We start from the raw sequence: 3,090 nt of genomic DNA, 5'->3' as shown, positions 1-3,090 counted from the left end.
ATATCGAATTCAAGCTCAACTATGTCACCGGCCTGCCAATCCCGGCGAATATAGGCATAGCCGTCACGCAGCTCATACTGGGCAGACTGACCATTCACGCGAATCGCGCTTGCGGCAGACCAGCCGGGAAGACGAAGCGCGATCGTGAAGTCACCCGCGCCATCCGCTTCCTGCACTTTCAGGGAAACCTGGCCTTCCCAAGGCAAACGGCTCTCCATGTCCAGCTGAACGCTGCGGCCGGCCGCCTCATGGCTGATCTGGCTGCCAATATACAGATGCACAAAGAGTGCCTCGTCGCTCGCCGAATAAATGTATTGACCGAGCGAGGACAGGAGGCGGGAGACGTTAGGCGGGCAGCAGGCGCAGCCATACCATTTTTGCCGAACCGGCTTGATGTGTCGCTTGCCGGGATTGCCTTCGCTGGCCGCCGGCCACACTTCCATCGGGTTCACGTAAAAATAATGCTTGCCGTCGCCGGCAATCCCCGCGGTTACGGTGTTATACAGCGCACGCTCCATCACATCGGCGTATTCGCCCTTCACTTCATTCTGAAGCAGCCGCTGGGCGAAAAAGATCAGGCCGATCGATGCGCAGGTTTCGCTGTAGTTTGTGTCGTTCGGCAGGTCGTAATCAAACGTAAAAGCCTCACCGTGATGCGTGGATCCGATACTGCCTGTGACATACATTTGCTTCTGCACAATGTTGTCCCATAAGCGGCGGCAGGCTTCCAGCAGGGCGGTGTCTCCCTTAAGCAGAGCCAGGTCGGCCATGGCTGTATACATATAGACGGCTCTGACCGCATGGCCTGTCGCCACCTCGTGTTCCCTCACCGGCTTATGCGCCTGGTGGTAGGCAAGATTTACAGGACCCTTCTGAACGACACCTGGTGCCCAGTGCGAAATCCGGCCCCGCCGTTCAAATTCCTCCGCAAAGAAATTCGGCTCCTGCCCGCGTTCATCGATCAAAAAGCCGGCTAGATTCAGGTATTTAACTTCGCCTGTAGCATGGTACAGCTTGACCAGGGCAAGCTCAATTTCCTGGTGACCGTCGTAACCCCGGATTTTGCCTTCTTCCGGCCCAAAACGGTCATCGATATGGTCGGCAATCTTGCGCGCAATGTCAAGAAGCTTGGTTTTGCCTGTTCCGTAAAAATAGGCGACCGCTGCTTCGATCAGGTGTCCGGCCGTATACATTTCGTGGCAGTCCATCAGATTGGTCCAGCGCTGGTCGAGCTTGTCAATCGTAAAGTAGGTGTTCAGGTAACCATCTTCCAGCTGTGCGGCTCCGATCAGATCGATCGCTTCATCGGCGACTTTTTCCAGATCGGAGTCTGGGGATTGGGCGAGCGAATACCCGACCGCTTCCAGCCATTTATACAGGTCGGTGTCCTGAAACACGAATCCGGCAAAGCTTCCTTCCTCGAGTCCTGCGGCAATCCGGAAGTTGCGGATCGCATGGCTGGGTTCAGCATCGGGAACACGGTCATTCAGGGCTTCCCACTGGTAGGGAATCACGGTATGCTTGATAAGATCCACATGATTGGACCAATAGGAGTCGGTGATACGGACGGATTTCAAATCAAGCGGCTGTGGATGGGTTGGCGCATTTTTGGTAGACAAGTTTTCGTTCACTCCTAACATCATCATCTGCAGCTTTATCATATCGAATCAAGCCAAGGATTGTCGGTAGTGGAACGTGCATAAAAAGTGTCATTAGCCCACTAAATTGATTTTTACAGACGAGCAGGAGGATTGTCATGCTGCCTATTTATCTACAACAACCTTACAAGCTCCAAATGGGTGGACAATTTGTCAGCGATGAGGATTGGTCCCATATGGAACGGACCATTTCCGATTATGAGCTGATTATCGGTGTTGCGGGGGTGGTCTTTCTCGAAGCCGGCGGCCAGCTGTACGAAGTGAAGGCAGGGGACATGCTGCTGCTGCGGCCTGGGGAGAAGCATCGCGGATACAGGCTGTCTTCCCCCGGAGTTTCATTTTACTGGTTTCATTTTCTGCTTCCTCCGGAAACGGGCGGGGAGCCGGACGGGGCCATACCTCATTATGCACACTGCCCGGAACCGAGCCGCGTTCACATTTTGGCCAGGCAGCTTCTGCACGCGGCGANCGGGGGATACCGTCTGAAGCAGCGGGGGACTATTTTCTGACGTCGCTGCTGATTGAATTGGCGGAGCAGCTGCAGGATGCGGGCGCGTCTGAAGCGATGGACCCCCGGCTGTCGGAGCTGCTGGAATGGACCCGGCTGCATGCCCTCGAGAGGCATATGTCCGTCGACCGGGTCGCGATGCACATGGGGTATAACCGCAACTATTTGTCCCGGATGTTCAAGCAGAGATTCGGTACGGGGCTCAGGGATTATATTCACCGGATCCGGCTGGAAGCGGCAAGGGAGCTGCTTGTGTCGAGCAAGCTGCATATCAAGGAAATTGCGGACAGGGTCGGCATCGAAGACCGTTACTCCGACGGAGTACCGTCAGGCGTTTTCGGCAACGCGTCTGAACAAGACGTAGGGATCGATGACATCGGTCCCCTGGATGCCGGTAAATAGGCTTCGCGGGAAATTGATTCTTCCGGACTCTGTTTTTTTGGGTAACACAAACTATATGGCCCTTTTGGCCGTGTCTGCATTCGGATCATCCGTGCGAATGGAGCTGCATGTAATGCTTTAGTACCTCCCAAAAATACATCCTGGGTAAGTCGAGACTCCCATTTGAATCGTGCTATCATTTTTTTAGACCGTTGTTTGCAAGCTGCCGAACATCGTGAACGACGGCCTTCAGAAGAACCTGCAGAAGTATATGCAGCAGAATCTGCACACGATTGCACGATACTTGAGGAAAGGATTTGAACTCGATGATACAGGAAAAATACGCCAACATGCTGAACATGGCCGAGGTTTCGACCCCGGACCGAATGTTATATCCCTTTGATATCTTCCGCCAGCTTAGACAAGAAACGCCAGTGCGCTACGACAGCAGCCGAAACTGCTGGGACGTCTTCCGCTATGAGGATGTGCAGCGCATTTTGAAGGATCCGAAAACATTTTCCTCCGAGCGTGGAGCAGGCGCAG

General features: G+C 54.1%; 3 protein-coding genes and 1 pseudogene. 3 read left to right on the top strand and 1 reads right to left on the bottom strand.

Annotated features, from left to right (window positions below; translation table 11 throughout):
* Window positions 1-1,619 (bottom strand): glycoside hydrolase family 127 protein (locus CPT76_RS13300; protein ID WP_258168384.1); only part of this gene is annotated, 1,619 nt, incomplete at its 3' end.
* A 137-nt stretch (window positions 1,620-1,756) separates the two neighbouring features.
* Here CPT76_RS13300 and CPT76_RS13295 point away from each other — a divergent pair.
* The 3 genes and pseudogenes from CPT76_RS13295 to CPT76_RS38355 form a co-directional block, all read left to right on the top strand.
* Complete coding sequence (locus CPT76_RS13295) at window positions 1,757-2,167, top strand: AraC family ligand binding domain-containing protein (RefSeq protein WP_105443261.1); 411 nt, start codon at window positions 1,757-1,759, stop codon at window positions 2,165-2,167.
* 17 nt (window positions 2,168-2,184) lie between these two features.
* Window positions 2,185-2,568, top strand: coding sequence for a helix-turn-helix domain-containing protein (locus CPT76_RS13290; protein ID WP_105443260.1), 384 nt, complete (start codon window positions 2,185-2,187; stop codon window positions 2,566-2,568).
* A gap of 329 nt (window positions 2,569-2,897) precedes the next feature.
* Window positions 2,898-3,090 (top strand): annotated as a pseudogene (locus CPT76_RS38355) (cytochrome P450); the annotation flags it as partial.

It is taken from the genome of Paenibacillus sp. AR247 (genome assembly GCF_002968895.1).
Taxonomy (GTDB): Bacteria; Bacillota; Bacilli; order Paenibacillales; family Paenibacillaceae; genus Paenibacillus_AQ; species Paenibacillus_AQ favisporus.
The sequence above is the reverse complement of the archived record's forward strand: the minus strand, read 5'-3'. Positions and strand labels throughout refer to the sequence as shown.